General features: G+C 50.6%; 19 protein-coding genes and 1 tRNA gene. 11 read left to right on the forward strand and 9 right to left on the reverse strand.

Going from position 1 to position 24764, the window contains the following annotated elements:
- Nucleotides 1-75: 75 nt before the first annotated feature.
- Nucleotides 76-984, forward strand: a complete 909-nt coding sequence (locus DU002_RS10435; protein ID WP_114338315.1) for a LysR family transcriptional regulator — start codon at nt 76-78, stop codon at nt 982-984.
- Nucleotides 985-1374: 390 nt separating this feature from the next.
- Here the strand turns inward: DU002_RS10435 and DU002_RS10440 are convergent.
- Both DU002_RS10440 and DU002_RS10445 read right to left on the reverse strand, forming a co-directional pair.
- Nucleotides 1375-1450, reverse strand: a tRNA-Phe gene (locus DU002_RS10440).
- A gap of 229 nt (nt 1451-1679) precedes the next feature.
- Nucleotides 1680-2093 (reverse strand): SpoIIAA family protein, encoded by a 414-nt coding sequence (locus DU002_RS10445; RefSeq protein WP_114338316.1) that lies wholly within the window; start codon nt 2091-2093, stop codon nt 1680-1682.
- Nucleotides 2094-2383: 290 nt separating this feature from the next.
- On the opposite strand from DU002_RS10445, the gene DU002_RS10450 reads away from it, so the two are divergent.
- Nucleotides 2384-5377, forward strand: a complete 2994-nt coding sequence (locus tag DU002_RS10450; RefSeq protein WP_114338317.1) for a hybrid sensor histidine kinase/response regulator — start codon at nt 2384-2386, stop codon at nt 5375-5377.
- Nucleotides 5370-6677 carry an HDOD domain-containing protein gene (locus DU002_RS10455; protein WP_130567000.1) on the forward strand — a complete coding sequence of 436 codons (1308 nt, stop codon included), beginning with the start codon at nt 5370-5372 and terminating at the stop codon, nt 6675-6677. Before DU002_RS10450 ends, DU002_RS10455 begins: the two co-directional genes overlap by 8 nt.
- A gap of 76 nt (nt 6678-6753) precedes the next feature.
- On the opposite strand, the gene DU002_RS10460 is transcribed toward DU002_RS10455, so the two are convergent.
- Together DU002_RS10460 and mutY are read right to left on the reverse strand one after the other, a co-directional pair.
- Nucleotides 6754-7032, reverse strand: coding sequence for an oxidative damage protection protein (locus tag DU002_RS10460; protein WP_114338319.1), 279 nt, complete (start codon nt 7030-7032; stop codon nt 6754-6756).
- On the reverse strand, nt 7032-8111 hold the full coding sequence (mutY, locus tag DU002_RS10465; protein WP_114338320.1) for an A/G-specific adenine glycosylase: 1080 nt from the start codon (nt 8109-8111) through the stop codon (nt 7032-7034). Before mutY ends, DU002_RS10460 begins: the two co-directional genes overlap by 1 nt.
- 281 nt (nt 8112-8392) lie before the next feature.
- Here mutY and trmB point away from each other — a divergent pair, with 281 nt between their 5' ends.
- Nucleotides 8393-9127: a tRNA (guanosine(46)-N7)-methyltransferase TrmB gene (gene trmB, locus DU002_RS10470; RefSeq protein ID WP_114338321.1), complete on the forward strand. Its 735-nt coding sequence runs from the start codon at nt 8393-8395 to the stop codon at nt 9125-9127.
- Between the two features lie 4 nt (nt 9128-9131).
- Here trmB and DU002_RS10475 read toward each other — a convergent pair whose 3' ends face one another.
- Nucleotides 9132-11024, reverse strand: a complete 1893-nt coding sequence (locus DU002_RS10475; protein ID WP_114338322.1) for a GGDEF domain-containing protein — start codon at nt 11022-11024, stop codon at nt 9132-9134.
- Between the two features lie 274 nt (nt 11025-11298).
- Here DU002_RS10475 and DU002_RS10480 point away from each other — a divergent pair, with 274 nt between their 5' ends.
- Nucleotides 11299-12183, forward strand: coding sequence for an FAD:protein FMN transferase (locus DU002_RS10480; RefSeq protein ID WP_233496473.1), 885 nt, complete (start codon nt 11299-11301; stop codon nt 12181-12183).
- Between the two features lie 70 nt (nt 12184-12253).
- Here DU002_RS10480 and DU002_RS10485 read toward each other — a convergent pair whose 3' ends face one another.
- The 4 genes from DU002_RS10485 to DU002_RS10500 form a co-directional block, all read right to left on the reverse strand.
- Entirely contained in the window at nt 12254-12940 is a 687-nt protein-coding gene (locus tag DU002_RS10485; protein WP_114338324.1) for a helix-turn-helix domain-containing protein, read from the reverse strand.
- Nucleotides 12941-13242: 302 nt separating this feature from the next.
- Entirely contained in the window at nt 13243-14841 is a 1599-nt protein-coding gene (locus DU002_RS10490; protein ID WP_165569565.1) for a general secretion pathway protein GspF, read from the reverse strand.
- A 15-nt stretch (nt 14842-14856) separates the two neighbouring features.
- A complete protein-coding gene (locus DU002_RS10495) occupies nt 14857-17325 on the reverse strand; it encodes a LamG domain-containing protein (RefSeq protein WP_114338325.1) in 2469 nt (822 codons plus the stop codon).
- An 11-nt stretch (nt 17326-17336) separates the two neighbouring features.
- On the reverse strand, nt 17337-18539 hold the full coding sequence (locus tag DU002_RS10500) for a hypothetical protein (protein ID WP_114338326.1): 1203 nt from the start codon (nt 18537-18539) through the stop codon (nt 17337-17339).
- A gap of 263 nt (nt 18540-18802) precedes the next feature.
- Here DU002_RS10500 and DU002_RS10505 point away from each other — a divergent pair, with 263 nt between their 5' ends.
- From DU002_RS10505 to DU002_RS10530, 6 genes are read left to right on the forward strand one after another with little or no spacing between them, the layout of a single operon-like run.
- A complete protein-coding gene (locus DU002_RS10505) occupies nt 18803-21475 on the forward strand; it encodes an HzsA-related protein (protein WP_233496474.1) in 2673 nt (890 codons plus the stop codon).
- A gap of 8 nt (nt 21476-21483) precedes the next feature.
- Nucleotides 21484-22302 (forward strand): outer membrane beta-barrel protein, encoded by an 819-nt coding sequence (locus tag DU002_RS10510; protein WP_114338327.1) that lies wholly within the window; start codon nt 21484-21486, stop codon nt 22300-22302.
- Nucleotides 22272-22895, forward strand: a complete 624-nt coding sequence (locus tag DU002_RS10515) for an outer membrane beta-barrel domain-containing protein (RefSeq protein WP_114338328.1) — start codon at nt 22272-22274, stop codon at nt 22893-22895. Before DU002_RS10510 ends, DU002_RS10515 begins: the two co-directional genes overlap by 31 nt.
- 11 nt (nt 22896-22906) lie before the next feature.
- Nucleotides 22907-23401, forward strand: a complete 495-nt coding sequence (locus tag DU002_RS10520; RefSeq protein WP_114338329.1) for a TlpA family protein disulfide reductase — start codon at nt 22907-22909, stop codon at nt 23399-23401.
- A gap of 3 nt (nt 23402-23404) precedes the next feature.
- Nucleotides 23405-23626: a DUF4266 domain-containing protein gene (locus DU002_RS10525; protein WP_114338330.1), complete on the forward strand. Its 222-nt coding sequence runs from the start codon at nt 23405-23407 to the stop codon at nt 23624-23626.
- A complete protein-coding gene (locus tag DU002_RS10530) occupies nt 23592-24752 on the forward strand; it encodes a DUF3570 domain-containing protein (RefSeq protein WP_114338331.1) in 1161 nt (386 codons plus the stop codon). The genes DU002_RS10525 and DU002_RS10530 overlap by 35 nt, the downstream gene beginning before the upstream one ends.
- Nucleotides 24753-24764 lie beyond the last annotated feature (12 nt).

Raw genomic sequence — 24764 nt, forward strand, 5'->3', positions numbered from 1 at the left:
AGATAAAGCTTGCTTTAGTGATTTGTGATTCAATTGACAAAAGCTTTTTTAAACAATGAATTAGGTGTTTTTTTGATGCGTTATACGCTGAAACAGATAGCTGTCTTTGAAGCGGTTGCCAGTTATGAAAGTGTTAGTGTGGCGGCCAAGAAATTGGCGCTGACACAATCTGCGACCAGCATGGCGTTGTCACAATTAGAAAAACTGTTAGGGCAGCCGTTGTTTGAACGGAATGGTAAGCGTATGTCGCTGACCCCTTGGGGTCAGTGGCTTCGGCCAAGGGCAAAAAAGTTGCTGTTCGATGCGCAACAGATTGAATTGGGCTTCACTGGGCAGCAGTTAATCAGTGGTGAATTGTGTCTTGGTGCGAGCCAAACCGCAGCAGAGCATTTAGTGCCTTCTCTTATCAGTAAAATTGATACTGATTTCCCAGAGCTCAGAGTATTGGTCGATGTTGAAAATACCGAACATATTATCCAAGGGGTACTGGATCATGAGTATCAATTGGGCGTGATAGAGGGGCGTTGTGACGACTCTCGGGTCAATCAGGAGATCTGGTGTCACGATCATCTGGTGATTATCGCAGCCCTGAATCACCCTTATGCCAAGTATGAGCGGATCAGTTTGGCCCAGTTAGAGCAGGCCAAGTGGGTTTTACGGGAGCCTGGTGCGGGTACTCGGCGTATTTTTGATTCTGCGATCCACGGCCTTATCGATAATCTTGATGTGTGGCGTGAGTATGAGCATGTGCCGATCCTGAAAAGTATGGTGATTAATGGTGCTTATCTCAGCTGTTTGCCCTATCTGGATGTGGCGAAAGCGATTGAATTGAAAGAGATTGCCTGCCTTAACGTGCCTGAGCTGAATATGGCACGCACCCTTTCGTTTATCTGGCGCAAAGATGGCGGCGACAATTCCCTGCGTGATTGCATCATGTCGGAAGCTAAGTGGTTAGCGAAGCGCGGTTTGGTGTCTAAGCCATAAATATAATTGATACTTTCGAGGTTGGTTATTTATTGCTCTGATTTAAACGGGCATACGACACAAGCCGCTTTGCTTGCATCGCAAGCAGGTGAAGTGGAACGCCGTGAAGCTATGCTTCGCGGCCGGACGGCACGCGAACTTCAGTTCGATTCCGGTGTGGCCTTGCAGGCAATAAAAAAGCCTTATCCGAAGATAAGGCTTTTTTATAAAAATTTGGTGCCCAGACCTGGGTGACACAAGCCGCTTTGCTTGCATCGCAAGCAGGTGAAGTGGAACGCCGTGAAGCTATGCTTCAGGGCCGGACGGCACGCGAACTTCAGTTCGATTCCGGTGTGGCCTTGCAGGCAATAAAAAAGCCTTATCCGAAGATAAGGCTTTTTTATAAAAATTTGGTGCCCAGACCCGGAATCGAACCAGGGACACGGGGATTTTCAATCCCCTGCTCTACCGACTGAGCTATCTGGGCGTAGTTTTCTAAATCTTGCTCATTTTATCTCACCCCTCCATGGAGTACTTTCCGGCTCGGCGTCCTGCCTCGCGTTCGACAGCTGCAAAGCGTTGCTTTGGTCTGTCTCACCCAACTGAGCTATCTGGGCGTGTCTTGCAACTCACTATTTCGTGAGGAGGGCTATTAAACGGATTTACGCCGAGCAAGTCAACAGTGATAAGAAAATGTTGCGCTGTTTGCTGGTTATTTATCCGGTTAGGTCGCATTGGTTGTCATTATTTAACCAGTTCAGTGCTTCCTGAGGAGTGCTGAAATAACCTCGTTTAACTTCTGGATGCGCCTGCCAAAGTTGTTCGAGCACCATTTTTCTGATGTGAACATTGGCAATAACATAAGCGACCCGCCGCAATCCGATCTGTTTCATGCGTGCGTGGAGATGGCGTACAGCATCTTCGCTGTCCGGTGTGGACAAAGCCCAATGACCGGCGTCAACATAAGCTTTATCAGGAATATATCGCTGGTCGGCAAGCTGCAGGGCAATCGACTTGTGCATCAATTGAATACCTTGGCTGTTGAAGCTGCCGCTGACGGTAAGCATCATTAAATTGTTTTCGACCGCAAACTTCCATTGTCCATGTGCCGCAAGTGATTCTTGATTCATTGCCCTGTTCCAGACTGGTAATGCATTAATCGCCTCGTTCGGTTACTTATCTTGAGTTCACTATCGCTGTAGTTTGATAATGCCGCCACTATAAAGCAATTCATTTGGTTTCTTGCATTCTGCGTCGCCAAACTGGTTATTGTTTCAGCTATCGCACCGACCAATTTACAACTATATGGCACGGATCAACTTTAGCATTAGCTAAACCCTGTGAACTGTTGTCAGAAAAATATACACTTGCTTTCTTAGGGACGAGAATACCGCTTTCCCCCAACAGCATGGAATAGCTTATGAGCCAACCTGTCACCTCTTTGCAATCACTCGTTAAGCTTTTCTCCCGAGGCAAGCTGTTCCTGCTATTTTCGTTATTGGCGTTGGTACTGGCCGGTGCAGCTAGTGTGTTGATTAAGCGAGACACCATACTGCCAGGATTTGCTGAACTTGAGGAAGCCGAAGTCAGAGGGCGTATTGCCGTATTTGACGCCTTGCTTGATGAGTCTAGGCAGCATTTAGCACGTTTAGCCTTGGTGTCGGGTGAACATTTGCGCCATGGCGTTTATGAGCAGCTAGATCGTGATGGTAGAACAGATGCTACGTTACGGACGGACCTCAATCAGTGGGCGGTGTTGCTACAGGTTGATTTTGTCCTACTCATGGATCCCAAAGGGCAACCTTTGTTTATCTATGCCTTTGACCAGACAAAACAGCAATCGCTGCGAAGTGAGCACCTGCTGCAATTAGTGCAAGCACTTCCCCTCGCTGCACGCCCTGTTGAGCGAAAACAGGTGACTAGTGGTGCGGTGATGACAGACCATGGCGCTATGCAGTTGGCGATGGCCCCTGTGGAATCAAACAGCCAAAGTGATGGTCCTGGGATGTTGGTTGTCGGCACCCTGATGGAGAGTCGGGTCGCACAGAAGTTATCAAATATTACCCGTACTGAGTCCGCCGTAACCTTCCTCAGTCCGCAGCAAGTCGCTGCAGATACACTCTCGCGACTGCAAGAGCACGGTCAGTTGCTGCGGGAGAACAGTGCAAATGAGATTGAGATCAACCAGTTGTTAGTTGGTGATACCGGTTTTGCCCCACTCATTCTGCGCGTTGCTGTTGATCGCGATTTGATGCGACGGGGTGAGCAGGAAGCCAAATTGGTGATGAGCCTGATATTGCTGGCTTCTTGCCTGTTGGTGATCGCCGTTATCGCTATTCTTGGTTTTTATGTGGTCTTTTTGCGTCGTTCTCAACAACGAATTAAGGCGGTGGTGAACCGCCGAACCGAGCAGCTGAAAGAGGCTCGTGACAAGTCTGAAAGAGCCTTGCAGGAAGCGGAGAAAGCGAGTGAGGCCAAAAGCGCATTCTTAGCCAATATGAGCCACGAGGTACGAACACCAATTAATGGCATTATTGGTATGGCGGAACTTGCGGCTGATTTTCCCCTATCAGCAGATCAACGCAGTGTGGTTGACACCATTATGAAAGAGGCGGAAGCCCTGCGTATGTTGATCAATAACGTATTGGATCTGAGTAAATTTGAAGCGGGTTGTTTGGACTTGGCTAAGGTCGATTTTGGCTTGGTTAACTGTATCGAAGAGCTATTTTCCGCGGTGGCTTTACGTGCCTCCAATAAACCGATCCAATTCCATTGCCAGATCGCGCCGAATGTCCCGCTAATGGCGACCGGTGATCCCATGCGACTTCGACAAGTTTTAATGAATCTGGTCGGTAATGCGGTGAAATTCACCGAAACTGGTGATATCCGTCTTGAAGTCGAAGTGTTGGAATCGTTGCCTGAGCAGTGGTACCTGAAGATTTCGGTGCGTGATACCGGCATTGGTATGACCGCTGAGCAACAGGCGAGGATCTTTGAGCCATTCCGCCAGGCAGATGTGTCTATTACCCGTGAGTACGGTGGCACTGGGTTGGGCACCTCCATCGCGCTTGAGTTGATTGATATGATGGATGGCGAGTTGGCGGTTGAGAGCGAATTGGGGCAGGGCAGTTGTTTTTGGTTCACCCTGCACCTAGGACGGGCGCAAAACCGGGTGCTCGTTGGCCAGTCCCAGGACAACCTGGAGCTGCCGACTATATTAGTCGCTGAGCCAGATGAGCAAGTGCGCTCGACGCTCGGACTCTATTTGCAAAGTATGGGCTATCAAACCTTGTTGGCGGCGGATTGGTCGCAGATGGTGGCTAACTATCGCTGTCTATTTGAACGTGACGCCAGTACTGCAGTACTGCTGGTCAATGACAGTGAGATCCCACCGACCACAGAGCCAGAGTTCTCTGCTCGTCCGTTGGTAATACTGAGCGACATTGGTCAACAACCTAAATCGTTAAGTTCGGCGGGTTGGCGAACCTTGTTACGGGGGCAGTTGTCGTTGCCTTTGCGCTGGCAAGAGTTGCGGAAGGTACTGACCGCGCTAGAAAAAAATGACCGACAGGTGTTGCCGGAGCAAGTAAGCGAGCAGCAACCGAGCCAACCATTGCGCGGTGTACAGATCCTGTTAGCTGAAGACTACCCGGCGAATCAACAGGTGGCGACGGCACATCTGCAGGCCGCCGGCGCGGAGGTTGTGTTGGCCTGTAATGGTGAAGAGGCCGTTGCAGCCTATAAGCAGCAGTGTCCGGATCTGGTATTGATGGATCTGCAGATGCCGATTATGGATGGTTTTACTGCCACCGAGCAGATCCGCGCATGGGAACAGTTGCAAGCCAGTGATGTTGAGCATCCTGTCCCTATTATTGCCTTGAGTGCGCACTCTCTCGAAGGGGTTCGAGAGCGTTGCTTTGATATCGGTATGGATGATTTTCTGTGTAAACCGTTTCGACGACAGGGGTTGTTATCGACGGTGCAACGCTGGTTAGCGTCGACAAAAACGGTATTCGCTTCGATTAATACACTGCCGGATGAGGCTGAGTCGAATAGTGCTATCAGCGCCCCCGCGGTGATCATCGATATGTCGCAGTTGATGGAAGAGTTTCTCGGTGAACGGGAGATTGTCATTTCGACACTGGCACAGTTTGTTGAACTGTTGCCAACTCAGTTAACCGAGATGCAGCAAGCGCTGCTGGATAGTGAATTTGAGCAGCTGCGCGCGGAAGCGCATAAGATTAAGGGCGGTGCGGCCAACTTAACCGCTGCCGCCTTAGCAAGCGCAGCCAAGGTATTGGAACAACGAGCTTTAGCAGGGAACAGTGACCAAATAGGTACAGCTTTAGCTGACTTAGCCGGTGAAATTAAACGGTTTTGTCGCCATGTCGAGGAGATAATGACAGGTGTCTAATTTAAAGAGTTTAGTCGTCGATGACGATTTTGTTTGCCGAAGCAAAATGTCCGCCATTCTTGGTACCTTTGGCACCGCAGTTCAGGCTGAAAATGGTAATTCTGCGCTCAGTCGCTTTGTCGCCGCGTTAAAAGCTGATGTGCCGTTTGATTTTGTCACGCTGGATATCGATATGCCGGATATGCGTGGCCTGGATGTTTTGAGTGAGTTGCGTGCATTAGAGCGGCGTTACGGAATCGAAGAAAAAGCGCGAGCACATATTGTAATGGTGACCTCATATTCTGATCGAAACGAGGTTATTAAGGCGATTAAATCCGGTTGTAATGACTATCTGTTGAAGCCATTCACCGGGCCGGCGATCAAAGAAAAATTAGCACAATTTGGTTTGTTAGTTGAGCCAATGGCTGACGCAGATCCAGCGCAAGCGGCGGCAGCGGTTATCACGCCGCAGCAAGCGTTAAAGATCAGTATGGAGCGATTGAAAAAAGGAGAGCTGGACCTGCCCCGACAGTCGGATACCTACAATGCGTTGAAGTCATTGATGGCAAAGGGGGCGGATATATCGCAGATCGCCGAACTGCTGAAAACTGATATTGTGGTGACAGCAAAGCTGATTAAGTTAGCCAATAGCAGCTACTACCGCGGTTTACGGCCATGTAAATCATTGACTGATGCAATTAATCGCTTGGGTCTCAAGGTCACTGAGCAGCAGGTTAATGCTATCTGTATGACGCCTAGCTTTGATATGGCCTGTGAGCAGGCGAAGCAAAGTGCCAAACTGAGCTGGCAACAATCGATCAGTACTGCTTATTGTTGCGAGCAAGTGGCAAGCGCCTGTGCCATGCCATTCGCGCTGGACCCGTTCACTATTGGCCTGGTTCATAACACTGGTAAGTTGCTCATTCTGCGGTTGTTCGACGAACTTAGACAACAAAATCCGATCACAGAGAGTGAGCTGCTGGAGTTGGAAAAAAGTTTTGAAGATTATCAGGGGTTGTTTGGTGCCAGTGTTCTGAAAAGTTGGGGGTTTCCCATAGGCTACCAACAGCTTGCGAAGCAGCAACAGGGGCTCAAGTATATCGACAAAGGGTTGGCGGCGAGCCCTGAGCTGCACCTGTTGCATGTAGCACAGCGGCTTTGTATCGCCGTCGGGCAAGGGGATATGGAAAGCGGTGCAGAGAGTTTGTCGCAGCTGCCTTTTTGCCAACAGCACGGTTTGTCGGCGCAGGTACTGTTCGAGCTAATGGGCAGCTTAGTTGAATCATTGCCAGAACTGCGGCGAGTGTATTGTGAGGATTGAATGAGCAGATCCAAGAGCTAATGAAGTTGTTAGCGCTGCTTAGGGTTTTGCTAAGCAGCGCAATACTCTTTGCTGGCTATTCTGCTTTACTCGGCGGAGTGTAGCCATCGACATCAATCTCTTCGCCTTCAAACAGAAACTTCACCATGTTCTGTTCAAGCATTTGTCTGTGCTCCACATTCATCATGTTGAGTTTGTGCTCGTTGATCAACATGGTCTGTTTGGCTTGCCACTGCCCCCAAGCTTCCTTGGAGATATTGTCGAAGATCTTTTTCCCTAGTTCGCCAGGGTAGAGTTGGAAATCAAGGCCATCAGCCTCTTTCTGTAAACGAGTGCAAAATACGGTACGAGCCATCAAAGTGTCTCCTGAGAAGCCAGTTGTTTAAGTAGCTTTTGCGTGGGGGCCGCAAGACCCACCGTTGCGGGTTGCGCCAAGTTATACCAGAGCGTGGGCGTTGATTCCATGCAATGAGTGATTCCCTGAGTGTCAGTTAACGACAATAGTAGCGGCGTGATCTCTAGATGAAAGTGGCTAAAGGTGTGGCGGAACGCTGGTAAGGTTTGTCTTTGCTCTGCTGAGATACCAAACATGGCTAACTGCTCCTCTAATGTCTGTTGATCAGCGGCTTCAGGAAAACCCCATAATCCGCCCCAGAGTCCAACGGGCGGACGTTGCTGTAGAAAAACCTCATTGCCTTTTCGCAGCAGCAATAGGAATACTCGCCGGGTGGGGATCGTCTTTTTCGGTTTGGATACAGGAAAATCGCTAGGGGAACCGGTTTTCTCGGCGGCGCAAAGTGCTTTGACTGGACACTCTGCACAGTTGGGGCGACTGCGGGTGCATAAGGTGGCGCCCATATCCATCATCGCCTGATTGTATTGTGCGACACCCTGTGTCGGAGTGAGCTTGTCAGCCATTAACCAGAGCTGCTTTTCGACGGCGGCTTTCCCTGGCCATTCTGGCAGTGCGAGCAAGCGAGCTAACACGCGTTTGACATTACCATCGAGGATCGGGTGACGTTGTCCGGCGCTTAATGACAAGATTGCCCCAGCCGTTGAGCGGCCAATACCGGGTAGCGCGATCAAGGCTTCTATCTCGGTAGGGAACACCCCCTGATACTGCTCTACAATGAGCTGTGCTGACTTATGCAGGTTTCTGGCGCGGGCGTAGTAACCCAGCCCTGTCCACAGGTGCAGCACCTCATCTTGTTCGCCTGCCGCGAGTGCTTCGACGCTTGGAAAGCGCGCCATAAATTTTTCATAGTAGCCAATGACGGTGCTGACTTGAGTTTGCTGCAGCATGATCTCGGATACCCACACTCGATAAGCTGTTTTATCTTGCTGCCATGGCAGATCTTTACGCCCCTGCTGCTGATACCATTCAATAATTTGCTGACTAAACTGCTGGCATCTATCGGTATTGAAAAAAGTCATCTATCGGGCTTTGATCTATTCAATGTGGGTTGGCAGCAGTGTAACCAGATTCTTCTGCTGGGCAAGCGGTCGCTACAAACTGAGAGCAAGAAGAATGAAGCCTTTCGCTTGCTTTATTTGGGGTGAGTAAAAGATCCAAACTTGCGCCGCTTTCCCTTGCTATGGATAATTCCCGCCCCTTGGCTAATGCTATATGTCATGCTTGGTTGTTTAACCTGTGTTTTTCAGTGTGAACGTAGAGCGCCAGAACTTAACTAACACCATGTATCGAGGAACAAAAGATGAGCGATGAGCCGAAGCGCGATGTGAATCAGGCAGAATATACCGAAGAGGGTAAGTATGTTCGCAAGATCCGCAGTTTTGTGCGCCGGGAAGGGCGACTGACTAAGCGTCAGAGCCAGGCTCTCGAGCTGCTTTGGCAACAGTATGGCCTTGATTACAACGCCGGCATGCAAGATCCCAAGGCGCTGTTTCCTACTGCAGATACTTATGTGTTGGAAATTGGTTTTGGTATGGGAAAAAGCCTGGTTGAGATGGCGAAGAATGCTCCTAATACTGGCTATATCGGTATTGAGGTACACCGTCCCGGTGTCGGAGCTTGTATTGCCGATGCCAACGACGAAACGATCAGCAATCTGAAAGTGTATGAATATGATGCCGTAGAGGTGTTAGCTGATTGTATTCCCGACGGTAGTTTGGATCGGGTACAGCTGTTCTTTCCAGATCCTTGGCACAAGAAAAAGCATCATAAGCGTCGTATTGTTAAGCCTGAGTTCATCGAAAGTATTCGTCAGAAGTTGAAGGTCGGTGGCGTATTTCATATGGCTACGGATTGGGAAAATTACTCTGAACATATGCTGATGGAGATGAGTGAAGCCCCAGGTTTTAAGAATCAGTCTGAAACAGGTGATTTTGTCCCCAGACCCGAGCATCGCCCATTAACTAAGTTTGAACAGCGTGGTCATCGTCTTGGTCACGGGGTGTGGGATCTGATGTTTGAGAAGTCTGCCGAATAGCGCTTTAGTCTTCGATCGCCTTAAGCTCTATGTACGGGCTATCGGGGTCAACAACGACGCAGTTTCTGGATTCTTTGGCCTTATACAGGGCTCTGTCTGCGGCATCGTAAAGTTGCTCAAAGCTGACATTGTGGCCGCTAGCAACACCAAAGCTGGCGGTGACACGAAGGTTTTTGGTAAAGGTATGAGTGGCAAAGGCTTGGCGTATCTTTTCCGCCCGTTCTTCTGCTTTCTTTAAACTACAGCCAGGCAAAACCAGTAAAAATTCCTCCCCCCCAATCCGCGCTAGCATGTCGCTTTCCCGGCAGTTTGCCAGTGCTACTTCAGAAAATTGCTGGAGCACACGATCGCCGGTTTGGTGGCCATGGGCATCATTAATTTTTTTGAAGAAATCGATGTCAAAAATAGCAAAGGCGACTTCATGCAAGCGAAGATCCGTGAGCCAGGATTCGGTGTGGGCGATGGCTGCGCGGCGGTTAAGTAATCCGGTTAGGCCATCTGTATCGGCCAGTTCCTTTAATCGTTTCCGCTGTGTGGCCATGCGCTTAAAGAACAGCAGCAGAATAAGCCCGAGGGCGATGCCTAATATATTGACTGTCCACTGCAATCTTTGTCGCTCTTCTGCGGCATCAAGTTTTCTTTGAAACTCTGCATTGCGATTGGCAAGCAGCTCATTATTACTGGTGACCCGCTCATACTCCATCTCCGCCAGCAGCGCTTCGATGCCGCCGGAGAGCACTTCCCGTATGCGTACTAGAATACTTAAATTGTATAGTTCCATCTGCTCGAAACTAGCGCCGGCATCTCCTCTCGCTGTGGCTAATAGCGCCTTTAGCTTAAGTATATTGGCGCCTTCAAAGCTGTTTCTCGATGTGCTAGGTAACTGCGTAAGATATTCTGTAGCCTGTGCGATCATCTTTTCGGCATCAATCAGTTGGTTATTACTGATCGCTAATTCGGCTTTGAGACCAGTGAACAGATATTTTTCTCTTGTTGAGCTACTTAATGCATCACCGATAGCAATAAAAGGTTGAGCCTTTGCTGTTTGCCCAGAGGCCATATATAGATTGGCTAGTCCCAGTGCTGCCTTCAATTTCAATGCCGGTAGCTTGGCGTTGCTGGCAAAATCGTTGGCGAGAATAAACAGGCTTTCCGCTTTTTGTGGTTGTGAATCGGTTACATAGTTTTGAGCCAATACCAACAGAGTCTCGATATATTGGCTGTGGGGGCCCTTTTCTTCAAAGAAAAATCGAGCCAGCGTTAACAATTGCACCGCATGCTCTGTCATTACCACGCCGGTATAAAAGCGGGCATAGGAGAGATCCAGGTTCGCGTTCAGCCTTGGATTGTTGAGCGGCTCGGTAATGGCTTTGGCGCGACGCAAGAACTCTACAGCGATGAGTGGATTTCCCGATTCCGAGGTGAAATCTGCAGCAAAAATAAGCGCATCAATAGCCAGTGGCTTATCTTCATAGGCGATAGCGAGGTTTATAACTTCATTGACCTGTGCCATGACGGAATCGTAGTCGCGATGCTTGGCATTAAGGCGCAACTGCAGTAGCCAGGCGTCAGCGTATTCTGAAGTGGCTTGTTTCTGGGTTAACTCGCTTTGTGCTAAACCCAATACGTCACGGATAGGCTTCTCTAGTGAGGGGGCTCTGGCAAACATCAAGTGGGCTTTGGTGAGGTAGTATTGCCCAAGCCACTCATCTTGGAGATCCTCATCGGTGTCTAGTTGCTGGTACAGCTCTTCCAGTTCAGTCTCTGCGGCGGCCAATTCACCTTCAGCAATATGCAAACGCACTTGTTTAAAAGCATCAGTCATGTCACTCGCCATGCCATAAGTGGGCAAGAGCCAGCAGAAGGTAGCGACAAACCAGCAGATAACTAATTTCATAGGGTGCGCCTGAAGCGCTATTGTGTTTAGTGTGAATGGAATAATTTCATTGTAGTGCAGCAGCTTAGTCACGTATTGGAAGATGCGGGGAGAGTGATCCAGCTAACACTAAACAATGGCGGAGAACTTTGTACTCGTGACCTATTTCAACGTTACAATTATCACTATCGACATTTGAGGCGCTCCTGTTGTCATGAAATATCTACTGATTAGTTTTTTATTCTTTGTCCATTGCTCGGCGCAAGCTGCCTGGCACAGCCGTTATGAGTCCACTATGGGCACGCGGGTTGGCGTCGAGCTTTGGCACGACGATGAGGTACAAGCTGAGCGGATCATGGCGGAAGTGATGGAGGAGATGACACGGATTAACCAAACCATGAGCCCCTATATTGAGAGTAGTGAGCTTAGCGAGGTTAACCGTCAGGCTGCCGATAACCCCGTGGCAGTGTCACTGGAACTGTTTGCTTTGTTATCAAAGGCGCAACGTTTTTCCGTACTCAGTGAGGGAGCTTTTGATATCAGTTTTGCCTCGGTCGGTTATCAATATGATTATCGCGCCCAGCAACGCCCTGATAAAGATGCGTTGGCCGCCGGGGCGTATCGTATCGATTATCGTCAAGTTCAACTAGACCCAGAGCTGCAGACGGTGAAGTTTGGCCGCCAAGGGATGCGCATCGACTTGGGGGGGATCGCTAAAGGCCATGCGGTTGATCTTGGCATTGCCGTGTTGCAAAAGCATGGCGTTAAACATGGGCTGGTGAATGCCGGTGGTGATACCCGTTTATTAGGGGATCGTCGTGGGCGACCATGGGTTGTTGGCGTAAAGGATCCACGGGTTGAAGATAAGCAAGCGGTATTACTGCCTCTGGTTGACGAAGCTATTTCGACTTCTGGCGATTATGAGCGCTATTTTGAGGAAGATGGCGTACGTTATCACCATATCCTTAACCCGATGACTGGGGATTCGGCCAGGGAGGTGCAGAGCGTAACTGTTTTGGCACCCGATTCGACCACCGCGGATGCTTTGTCGACGACGGTGTTCGTGCTGGGTGTGGAACGAGGGTTGGCATTGGTCGAGTCTATGGCAAATGTAGAAGCGATCATTATCGATAATCAACGCAAGATGCACTACTCCTCAGATTTGGCACCGCCGGAATAGCGCTGAGCCAGATGTTGCAAATAACAACGGGCGCTAATTAGCGCCCGTTGTTATTTGCATGCTTCTCTGGTTATGCGGCACTTTCCAATGGGTTAGCCATCACGTTTTCGGCTGGTAAACAACAGCCGTGTTCAAACAGTACCAGTGTTTTTCCGTCAGTGTATATTTCGCCTTGGGCGACCAGCTCTTTGAGGATACGTCCCACTGTTTCGCGGCTGGCACCCACCATGCGTGCGATGTCCATGCGGGTATAGCGAACCTGAATTCCCTGTGGATGGGTCATGGCGTTTTCAAGGGTACTTAAGTATCTAAGCTTCTCTTCTACCCGAGCCTTGACGCCTAAGGTTGAGGCTGCCTGAACCTGCTTAATGTAGGTTTGCTGGCGGATAGCATTTTGTGCAGCAATCTTGGTTAACAGGCTGGGTTCTTTTGCTGCAATTTTTCCAACCACGCTAAACGGAATAGCGATCGCGGTAGATGGTTCACGTGCACGGGCGATGGTGGAGTGACGAACTCCGCTGGTTGACTGCAGCAGATATTCGGTTTCACCAGCAAGCGTGCCTGGTGCAGCCATGTCCAAAATAGTGCCGAGTGTGCCTTCATAGGGCACACAGATCTCAAAGCTACCATCAGTGATAAGAAAAAGATGCGTTGCTAAAGTGTCAATATCGTAAAGCAGCTGACCACGACGATAAGCTATGGGGCGTCCGTGTTGCGCCAGCAGAGAAAGGCTTGGGTCGTTTTTCCAATAATTCATAGGGCTACCTGATATAAATGCGAGAGTAAACTTCAACCGCGCTAGGCAGTGAAACTATCAACGAATTGTTATAATCCTGAGAAACCAATAGGGAAATAAGCAGCTAGTGTGCCATGAATATGAACATCCTTGTTTTACGGGGAGTTAAATGTGTAAATGTTTCTTTACGAGCGTGTTTTCTATATGCTCGCGGGCAGTATACCCTTTAAAAATAGCTGTCTTAACAGTTAAGTTACATAAAAATGACTTTAGATAAAAAAACGACCCGAAGGTCGTTTTTTATACAGAAAATATGCTGACTACTAGCTACCAATCGTCCCATTCACTATTGGATTGAACGCGGTCAGGCTATCCATCAAACTGGCATTGCCTAAGCCGTTACCTGGGAAGCGACTAGAGAATAATCCCTGTTCGCCATGCAGCGCCATGTAGTTGAGTACGACGGTTTCTACCAGCAGGTTGACGTTGTTAGCCGCAGGGGTTCCTGAGGTTTCTACCGACGCGTCTGGACGCATATAGCCGAGCTGTTGATGCATTGCTTGTACTTCCGGGCTTCCGCCCATCAGTATTGCACGGCCATTGGGGTTATAGACCAGGAAGAAGCTAGAGGCGGTTGACTGGTTATCACCGGTCCACTCACCTTTGCCTCGTCCCTCTGCTGAGTCATCGACTCGGCCATTACTGGCCACAGAGCCATCGCTGAATACATACATCATCAGCGGCATGCCGCGGCGCGCAGCATATTCAAGGCAGGCACCCATGCAGCGTCCTGCACGCAGGTCGCGAATTTCGCCGGTGGCACGGTCGCCGGTATGGTAGTCGAAGCCACCCATGGTGATGGTGCCTGCGCCAGAGAAACCGTTAACTGCCAGCTTCATTACTGAGGCGGTTTTACGGAACTCTGCTTCACTATCAAACTCATCGATAGTGAAGATACCGCCTGGGCCGACGATGTCAGGATCAAGGGCGGGGTCCAGAGTGGATGGATCGCCAAAACGATCCGCCAGATCGGCACTTTTTACATAGCCACAGTTGACCAGATCTTTGATCACTTCATCGGTGGAGACTTGGGTGTTGATCTGCCCCAACTTCTTATCACTGATGCGTTGGATCGATTCCATCACCGCCACTGCATCGGCCTGATCTAACAGACCAACCAGATCGCCAACATCAACCAAACCGGTCACATCGCTTGGGCGATCGACTTTGGTTGGACGTTTACTGGAATCGATCATGGCAGCAGGAGCCATCGAATTACCGCCGGAGTCAGAGCTGCGTGAACCGATCAATGACATGAGTGAACCGTCGGCACCGGCTTGGGCAATACCGTACATCGGGTTATGTGGGTTGTTGCCAGTGTCATTTTCAGAACGGGCAGGGATCACCGCACCATTGATCGCCTCGCGCGTTCCCGCGCTGGTTTTTTCCATAATGCCGCGAAGGAACTGACTGTCGCTGTGAAAGGCCAGCCCCAGTTCGGTATTAATGAAGTCGTTGGTACCTGTATCGGGGTTAGTGACTGCCGGTGTCATATCACCGGGCAAGCCTAACTTGGAATAACCAGCAGAGCTGAGGAAGTCATTTTGTCCGCCACGGCCACCAACCAGTACATTAGAGCCCGCGATGTTGGCGCCACCGGCCAGGTCAAAACAGATAAATGGAATTTTACCTGCGCCCTGAACTGCGATACCACAAGATTCCCGCAGTGTTGCCAAATCAGGTGATAGCGCAGCCATCGCCTGTTGTGGGTTACTGAACAAGCTGAATACGGAAGCACCAGCAACGACACCTGCGCCTTTCATTAAGCCCGCAGAGATAAAGTCACGGCGAGTCACAGGGCGACTATGGTCACCAAATAGTAATGGTGCATCGGGATGTAAAGGCATCTTACGTTTAGCCATTTTCTCATCCTCCTCTTATTGCAACAGCATCGCTGCGCTACCTAAAACGGCGGCACAACTGGCTTTGACGACGGTACGGGTGCGGCTGGCATCGCAGCTGCTGTCATTTTGACAGACCGTCAAACGGTCTATCAGATTGTTTAACTCTGCTTCTACATCTGCGGCGTCGGGTTGCGTAGTGATACCACTGCCCAGCATATTGCTGAGTAGCGGGTCGATGACCAAGCTACGTCCCGCTGCATCAAATGCTGTGGCGGCGTTAGTATTGAAGTCAAAACCAGGGAAGAAGTTACTACTCAATGTCGGGTCTTCCACCAAGACGTCACAATACTGGATCGCTAATTGGGTCACTGCCATCTGATGAGATGACAGGAAGGTCTCAATATCAACCACCGATGGCAACTGCTGCTGTACCGTTAGATAGGTGTTTTGAATATTTCCAGCTGTGGTTGCTACGCCAGTCATGACGCTCATACTCGCGTTGATTTCGGCAAAGTTACGCATGCCGATATCTGAGCGCTCAGGCAAATCAGACGGTGCACTTGGCGCGTTAGGAATCGGCTCGATGAAGACGTTTTCGTGATTGCCAAAACGCTCGAAGGTGAGGAAAAACTCATCACTCTCAGGGCCCTTCTCGAGACCGACCAGAGCACCTAGCGGGCTTAAGGTCTGCGCTTCTGCCAGTGAGGTGCCAGCGTTAAGAGTCACTTGCATGTTGCCATACGTTTGACCAACGGCTGCTTCCTTACCATTGATCCCTAGCCTTAAGCCTTCGATCTGTAGGTTGTCGGTGAGCGCATTGCCATCAAGATCAATCATGAACGGACTACTGAACAGGTAACTGAAGTTGTCAAACTGACTGACTTCAAACACCACGTAAGTGCTTGGCGTACCATCTTCAAGGGCATTATCTTCAGGTTGATCCAGCAGCTCACCAACGGAGAACAGCAGGAAGAATTTCTCGCCTACGCCGGCATCAAAATTCTGTTCAACCTGTTCGGCGGTCAGTATCCGGTTGTAAATGGCCAACATACGTACGCTACCTGCCCACTGGCGGTCGCCGGAGACTTCATTACCCAGCACCAACGCGTAGCTGTCATCCCAGCTTGCTAGGGTACTGCCCGCTTCACTGTCGGTCAGTGGGATAAGTTCGCCGTTAACGTAGATTTGGCGGCCATTCACCGGATCAAAAGTCACCACCACATGTTGCAGGGTGGCTTGCAAGATCTCATCGGCGTCTGGCGTTGACAGCGCGGGCTCGCCGTTACTGTCGGTCGTCGAACTGCGGTTTAAGAAGTCATAGTTATACAGGGTTTGACCCAGGGTAAAGTTACGCTCTGTGGTACCGGCTGAATAGCTGACGATACGCGCTGGTCCCTCTTGCGTGACATTCGCAGGCGCGAACCACCCCTCGATGCTGTATTCACCTGTGGCAGTGATTAATGAATGAAGCTTCTTCGATGAAGCGGTACTGGCCTGAGCTTTACCTGAATTGATCATCAAGCCCCAACCTCCAAGCCATTCAACATCGCCGGAGATGGTCATGTTGGCTGCTGGCTCGATACCACTGGTATCGTAGGCTGTGCGGCCTTCACCGGTTTTAAATTGGTACAAGGCGATCACATTGTCTTCGAAGCGCCCACCCGATGAGGCAACAATGCCATCGGTTAAGCGTAGAGATTTTGATAGTACTAAAGCCGGATCGATTTCAGTGACATCAATGGCATCACTGAATGCCTGGATCGCTGCTTCCATTTCGTCAGCATTGCTGGCGCAGTTGCTCCAACAGTTGTGGAATTCGCTACTCAAGCGGACGACTAGACGGGAGCGTCCGGCACTGTCCAGATCTATTTTCGATTTAGCCGCTTCATAGGCGGTCATGGTATCGGCACTGGCAAAGAATGGAGATTGAGGGATTGCCGCCTCATCACTATGACATTGCACGCAATACTCACGCACGATGGGATAGATGGTGTTGACGTAGTTGTCTGCTTCCAGTGGGAAACTCTTACTGCTGCCGGGTTCACGTATCACGGGATCGGTAAAGACGATCTCGTTGCCGCCACCACCAATAGAATCACCTGCCCAGTTGCTGATCCACTGGGTCATGGTCGCTGCACAGGCCGTGTCGCTGTCTAACCAGCAGTTGTGACCTTGACCGACTTTAATGACCAATCGAGAGTCTGCCGGGCTATCTAGATCGACGACCGTATTGGCCTCTGTGTATGCCAAGTTAACATCATCATCACGCACAAAGCGTGGTGATTGGTCGTTAGTGTGGCAGGCACCACAGCGGTTATCCGCTTCAAGGTTATCCCACAAATTGATCTTAAATTGTTGCACATCGGAGGTCGCTGGTGCAGGACCAGAATAGTTACCGTCGGTTGGCTGTTGATTACTAGGTGGTAAGGTTTCGGTGTCGCCACCGCCGCCACAGGCTGTCAGCAGCAGTGTCGTAGCGAATAGTACTAATAGCTGTTTCATTTGCATCTCTCCTATTCGCCCATGCAGTAAACGGCTGTTTCAGCAAAAACTTGTTTTAGCTGATAGCCACTGGCTTTAAAACTGCCGACAATTTCACTGACTTTGCCGCGATCGGCGCCATCAACAGGAGGTCGTAAACAAACGTTAGCGAACACTTTTTCTACCTGGCATTGGGCAAAGGCTTCCGAATGAGCCAACTCCTGACCCATGGTCTTGGCACCGCTGCCGCTGCCTGACAAGCTGGGGTCCCAACCTAACAGTGAGTTTGGTCCGTCGCGCCAATAGTTGTCCCATCCGTCGTCAGGGGTCACATAGCCATAAATAAAGTTATTGGCATTGAAGTGGTACTTGGCTTCGACACGGGTACCCGTGGCTGGGTCTAGCTGCCCAGCATCGTTATAGCTGATGCGGCCGTTGTTTCCTTCTGGATCGCCCTCGGCATCATACTCAAAGTCGTAGTAGGCGAATGCTTGTGCCAATGGATCCATACCGTTGTGGCAGCCGATGCAGTTATTCATAAAGACACGACTGTCACCACCTGGGCTGCGGGTCACATCCTGACGAATGCGGTCAGGAATGCGTGAGGTATCGTGTACCTGTTCAAGATCCCGGCACATGAAATTCATCAAGGTAAAGCGGAACATGGCGCGGTTAGTGCCGGCGATAAAGAAAGACTTGGCCGCCGCACGGGTCGTCATTACCCCGGCTGTGGCATTGGCTGGTACGCCGGTGAGTGATGACTGTGTTGTTCGCACTAACCCCGTCTTCAGGTTGACGTCCTGCGCTTCCATCGCTTCGTAGTGAGCATTGTTACTGGCGTTGTAAGCCGGTAATCCCAGAGACGCATCTCCGGTATAAAGAATGTCGCCCTGCAGTACCTGACGAAAATCAACGTCATCGCGCACCATACCGATCACGGTAGCGATGTAGTCGTTAAAAGGTACAAAGATGCTTTGGTCGCGATTGGTCCATGGCGCTGCAAACAGTTTCAGCGTGACATTGTAAAAATGTTCACTCTCCATCGCTGTATATGCGGCATCAATAGCGTCACCGCTGTCGATTGCAGTGGCCATCGTCGCTAATGTACTTGGCGTTGGTGGTACGCCCGCGAGTCTGTCGTGCAGACGTTTGGCCTGCTCCTGACTGCCAGCCAGTAGCTGACCAGACAAGGTCAAACCGCCCAATAAGAGGGCTGTTGTAATGTACCGGGTCATGGCATGTCTCCCCAAACGTAGTCTTCCCCGAAATATCACGGCGGATTGTTAACTAAATGTGAACATCTTTTCACCGCAGCGGTCACAATAATACGTATTTATTGTCACTATTTTTAGTTTTTCGTGACTTTGGATGCTGGAATTTGCCCATAGGCGTGTTCATAATGCCCGCTCAATAATTGCAACGAACCGTTAACATTTGTGCAATTAGTAGACACTAATGAACGTAATGCATTCATTTCTAATGAGATAAAGTGGGCGACATGAAGAATCTTGTTTCACAGCTGATGTCGGCACAGGCCAAAGTCGCGGTGGCTGTCTCTGCCGCGTTACTGGCAGTTGCTGGTTGTGGCTCAGACACCACTGTGCGTTCTGAATCCTCTGATCCTGTTGTTGTCGACTACCCGGTGGCGTATGTCGCTCGGTCGATACCGGTCGATGAAGATGGTGACCGGCAGAGTAACAGTATCCGCCGCCCTGCAGAGTTTTTCGCTGGTGCGCAATTGGTTCTCAAAGACCGGGCATCGGTTTCTGCTGCCGAAACAGTCCTCACCGAGGGAGTGTTTGAAGAGGGCGCTCTTTATGATGTCAAAGATCTCACCGTATCGGTCGATGGCAACCAACTGCTGTTTGCCATGCGAGCACCAGAGATTGAAGATGCTGATGACGAAGACCAACCTAAATGGAATCTCTGGATTTATGATCGTGTCGAACAGCTGATACGTCCGGTGATCAGCGATCCGCTGACTGCTGAAGCTGGTCATGATATCGCCCCCCGTTTTTTACCCGATGGTCGTATCGTTTTCACATCCACCCGTCAGCGAACTGCTCGAGCTATTTTACTGGATGAAGGCAAGCCACAATTTACTGCCTTAGATGAAGACCGTCGTGAGTCTGCGTTTCAACTCCACGTGATGAATGATGATGGCAGTGACATCCAGCAGCTGAGCTTTAATCCGAGTCACGATCTGGATCCTGTGGTATTGGATGATGGCACTATCATCTATACCCGCTGGGACAATATGGGCTCCCGCAGTGCCACCCACCTTTATCGCATGCGTCAGGATGGCAGTGGTAATGAATTTCTCTATGGCTGGCATAGTCACAATGTGGGCACCGATGGTGATCGCGTTGATTACGCAGAGCCGCAACAAACCTATGATGGCCAGTTGATGCTCATGCTGCGCCGCACTGAAAATGAGTTCAGTGGTGGTGAATTGGTTTATCTGAATACCGATGACTACACCGAGCTTGAGACGCCTATCGCGGATGCTCCGCCCGGCGAGGCACAAGTCTCAGCGACTTACGGCCTGATCCGTACCGACGAAGAGATCTCTGTGGGTGGACGTATGCTGAGTGCTTTTCCTCTGGTGGATGGTACAGCACGTATGCTGATCAGCTGGAGTCCGTGCCTGTTAGAGCAGGCGGAAGATCCCGATGCCGCTGAAGGCGCAGAGCCTTTACCCAAGTTACCTTGTACCGAAGATAACTTAGCCTTGGAAGGGGTGACCGAAGCCGCTCCCGCTTATGGCTTATGGATTTATGACATCACCCAAGGGACACAGCAGCCTATCGTTCCTGTCACTGAGGGGATGTTTTTCACCGATCCAGTAGTATTGCAGGAGCGTCCGCGCCCTAGCTTTAGTGAGGGTGAAAAGGATGAAACATTGGTCGAAGAGATCGCTGGGGTTATCCATATTCGCAGCGTCTATGATTTTGATGGCTTAGATACGGTAGGGATCACCACTATGCGCGACCCTGCGCAGACCACAGCGGATGATCGTCCAGCCAGATTCCTGCGCATCGTGAAGAGTGTCTCTATGCCCGACGATGACGTCGTGGATCTGCCTAATACTGCCTTTGGCCGCAGCGCCGGACAGTTGATGCGGGAGATTATTGGCTACGCACCGATCGAGCCTGATGGCTCGGTGAAAGTAAAAGTGCCAGCCAATGTGCCTTTGGCACTGAGCATTGTTGATGGTGAAACTATGCGAGTAGGTGGTCGCCACCAGCACTGGATCACCCTGCAACCAGGTGAATCATTAGAGTGCGGCGGTTGCCACACCTCACAAAGTACCTTGCCCCACGGACGTGTGGACGCACAGGCACCCAGTGCTAACCCTGGAGCGCCGGAAACCGGTCAGCCTTTCCCTAACACCAATCCGGCACTGTTTGCTGATATTGGCGAAACCATGGCCGAAGTCGCCACTCGGATTAATGGTTTAGCAGCGCCTAACGCTAATTTGGTTTATGAAGATATCTGGACCGATCCTGCGGTGCGTGCGCCGGATGCGCCACAGGCATGGGCATATACAGATATGGGCACCATAGCGCCTGAAGGAGCTGAATGCTTTGAACGCTGGACCGCCTATTGCCGCCTGCAGATAAACTATCCCGTGCACCTTCAGCCATTGTGGGACCGGGATCGTCAGATTTTGGACCCAGACACCGAAGAGTTGCTGCAAGACAATACCTGTATTAGTTGCCACGGTATTGCCGATGCGGACGGTGAAACGCAAGTACCCGCCGGACAACTGGATCTGCGTGGCGATATTTCTGCTGACGAGCCTGATCACGTAGTGAGCTACCGTGAGTTGATGTTCAATGACAATGAGCAAGAAGTGGAAGAGGGTGCCATAAGAGATGTGCTGGTGCAGTCTACCGATGGCGATGGTAACCCGCTATTCCAGACCGACGCGGATGGCGAGTTGATCTTAGACAGTGAAGGTAATCCTATTCCTATTCTTGAGACGGTTCCTGTTGCAGCGTCGATGAGTGTTAATGGGGCTGCTGCCAGTAATCGCTTCTTTGCCCCGTTTCGTGCGGGCGGCACCCACGCCGGACTGCTAAACGATGCCGAGCTGCGGTTAGTCGCGGAGTGGCTGGATATCGGTGGTCAATATTACAACACGCCATTTTATGGCGCGGATAACTGAGGCGGTTGATGGAGAAGTTAGCCTTATTGGCCGCGTGTTTGATTGTGCTTATGTTGCTCACTGTGTGTCCAGCACAAGCTGCCCAGGAGCCCCTGCCGCAACCGCCAGAATCGGAGCAAGAGACCAGCTGGTTTGGTGGTTGGTTCAGTGCCGAAGAACAAGCACTGGCGCTGCAGGTGGCGGAGCCTTATATCGAGCTGCGTACCGGTCCAGGCCGTGGTTTTCCGGTCTTTCATGTGGTGGAGCGCGGTGGCGAAGTGGTCATTGAAAAGCGCCGCACGGATTGGGTAAAGGTACGCACTCCGCGAGATAAAAGTGGTTGGGTGCGCGCAGAAGATATGGAAAAGACCCTCGCTGATGGCGAGTTGGTGAGTTTTAACCGTGGTTCATTCGATAGCTTTCAACAACGGCGCTGGGAAGGGGGCTTTTCTGGAGGCGATCTGGAAGGTGCCAACTTATTGAGCGCCTATATCGGTTACGCATTTACTGAGAATTTAGCGATCGAAGTTACCGGCAATAAGGCGCTGGGAGATGTCTCCGATACCACACTGCTGGATATCGGTTTAGTGCATCAGCCCTTTCCCGATTGGCGGATATCACCTTTCTTTGGTATCGGTGCCGGTTTAATCAGTACCGATCCACACTCGTCATTGGTTGAAACGGAAGACCGCGACGATGAAACCCTGCATGCCACCGCAGGTGCACGAATCTACCTGGCTCGCCGATTTATGCTGCGAGCGGAATACAGACAATACATGGTGCTGACGGACCGTGATGACAATGAAGAGCTGGAAGCATGGAAATTGGGTGTAAGCGTTTACTTTTAATTGCAGCCTTGCTGCCGATGTCAGGGTGGGTTGCCGCTGACGAAACTTTTGAACCTAAGGTTGAGCGCCGTCAGATCGACGAAGCCTTGATCGATGATGAAGATTTTCAGCTGGGTGCCTATGCGGGCGTTATCAGTATTGAAGATTTTGGTTCCGAGTTCCTGTGGGGAGTTAAGGGCGCTTATCACGTCACCGAAGACTTTTTCTTGGAAGCCAATTACGGCAGCTCCGAGGCCGGTGAAACCAGCTTTGAACGCTTGTCAGGTGGGGCGCCTTTATTAACTGATAGTGAGCGTGACTACAGCTTCTATATGGCGTCAGTGGGATGGAATATCTTGCCAGGTGAAGCGTTTGTTTGGGATGCCTACAGCTTTAACAGCTCTCTCTACCTGTTGGCCGGGGTGGGCAGTACCGATTTTGCCGGTGACGACAATTTTACCATGGGGTTTGGTGCCGGTTACCGAGTGCTAATCAATGATTGGTTGGCTTTTGATCTGAGCGGTCATGACTATATCTTCGACCTGGATGTGACAGGCGAAGACAAAACCACACACAACCTGGCCTTTACCGCCGGTGTGTCGATTTTCTTCTAGAGGATAATACGATGAGAGCCTTTTTTATCAGTCTGTTGTTGAGTGCAACGTTTGTTTTTAGCGGTGCTGCTTATAGTGCTGAGTTAAAAATACCCGCGCCGGACTTCACCTTGAAATCCTCTACCGGTGAGAACATTCGTTTGTCAGAACTGCGCGGCGAGATCGTGCTGCTGAACTTTTGGGCGTCTTGGTGTGGCCCATGCCGCCAGGAGATGCCAGAGCTGGAAGCATTAGCCACCGATTTTGCCGATCTGGGCGTTAAAGTGTTGGGTGTTAACGTGGAGCAGGATCCGTCAGAGGGGATGGCATTTCTGAAAGATATCACGGTGAGCTTCCCGATCCTGTTTGATAAGACTAATGAAGTGACCGAGTTGTATGACGTCGATTCCATGCCGACCACCGTGCTGATTGACCGTGATGGTCAGATCCGTTTTCATCACCGTGGTTATAAGCCTGGTTATGAAGACACCTATCGTCAGCAGATCAAAAGCTTGATCCGGGAGTAATTGATGAAACGGATTTTGCTGGTTCTATTTGTCTGCGTTGCTGCATCGGGCTGCTCCAGCATCAAGCCCTGGGTGAAACCCTATGAGCGGCAAAAGCTGGCGGATCCGATCATGAAGTTTGATAAGCATCCTATCGCCGCTAAACATAATGCGCACGTTTTTGAATCCCGAGAAGCGGCTCGTGGAGCCGATGGCAGTGGTGGAGGTGGTTGTGGTTGTAACTAACCTTCGTACACTGCTGGCGTTATGCCTGTGGTTGCCCTTATTTGTACAGGCTGCTGTGCTGCCGGAAGATCGTGCCGATGTGTTGTACCACAGGTACGAAGGCGGCGGTATGACCATTGATGGTCCAGCGGTGTTAGTGCGAAAGAGTGTTAGCGAGAAGGTCTCACTGTCAGGTTATTACTACGCGGATGCTGTTTCTGCTGCGTCGATCGATGTGGTAACCACCGCTAGCCCTTATACAGAAGATCGCGACGAATATAGTTTTGGTGTTGACTACCTGCATGGTAAATCCACCATGAGCCTAGCCTATAGCAACAGTGACGAGAGTGACTACACAGCCAATACCCTGTCGTTTGGTATTAGTCAGGATATGTTTGGCGATCTCACCACGGTATCTCTGGGATATGCCTATGGCTGGGATGATGTGGGGAAGAACGGTGAAGCGGATTTCGATGAAGAGATTGACCGCCGCAGTTATAGCCTCGGATTGACTCAAGTACTGACGGCTGAATGGGTTATGGCCTTTAATTTTCAGGCCATCACCGATGAAGGATTCCTGAATAACCCTTATCGTTCGGTGCGTTATGTCGACCCGACGGTAGCACAGGGCTACAGTTACCAAGCAGAGGTCTACCCCCATACCCGCACCAGCGTTGCCGCCGGTATCTCTACTAAGTATTACCTGCCATACCGAGCCGCTTTAGGTTTCGAAGCGCGTTATTTTGATGATGATTGGGAAATTCAGGCCTACAACGTGGGAGCTGACTATACCCACCCTATCGGTGATAACTGGGTCGTGACGACGCGAGTGCGTTACTACAGTCAGAGCGAAGCTGAGTTCTATTCTGATCTGTTTCCCTACAAAGATGCTCAGAATTATATGGCCCGAGACAAAGAGCTTAGTGACTTCACATCGATTACCGTCGGTGCCGGGGTGACCTACCGCTTGCCACTGTCTGGCTATACCGATTCGTTTACCGGCTCTGCCACGTTGGAGTGGGATCATATCGAGTTTGATTACAACAATTTCCGCGATGCCCGTGAAACGGGAGTCGGTGCCGGAGAAGAGGGGCTTTACTCTTTCGGTGCTGATGTCGTACGCGCGTTTATCAGTGTTTATTACTAGCGGAACGGAGAG

Source organism: Corallincola holothuriorum (assembly GCF_003336225.1).
Lineage (GTDB): Bacteria > Pseudomonadota > Gammaproteobacteria > Enterobacterales > Neiellaceae > Corallincola > Corallincola holothuriorum.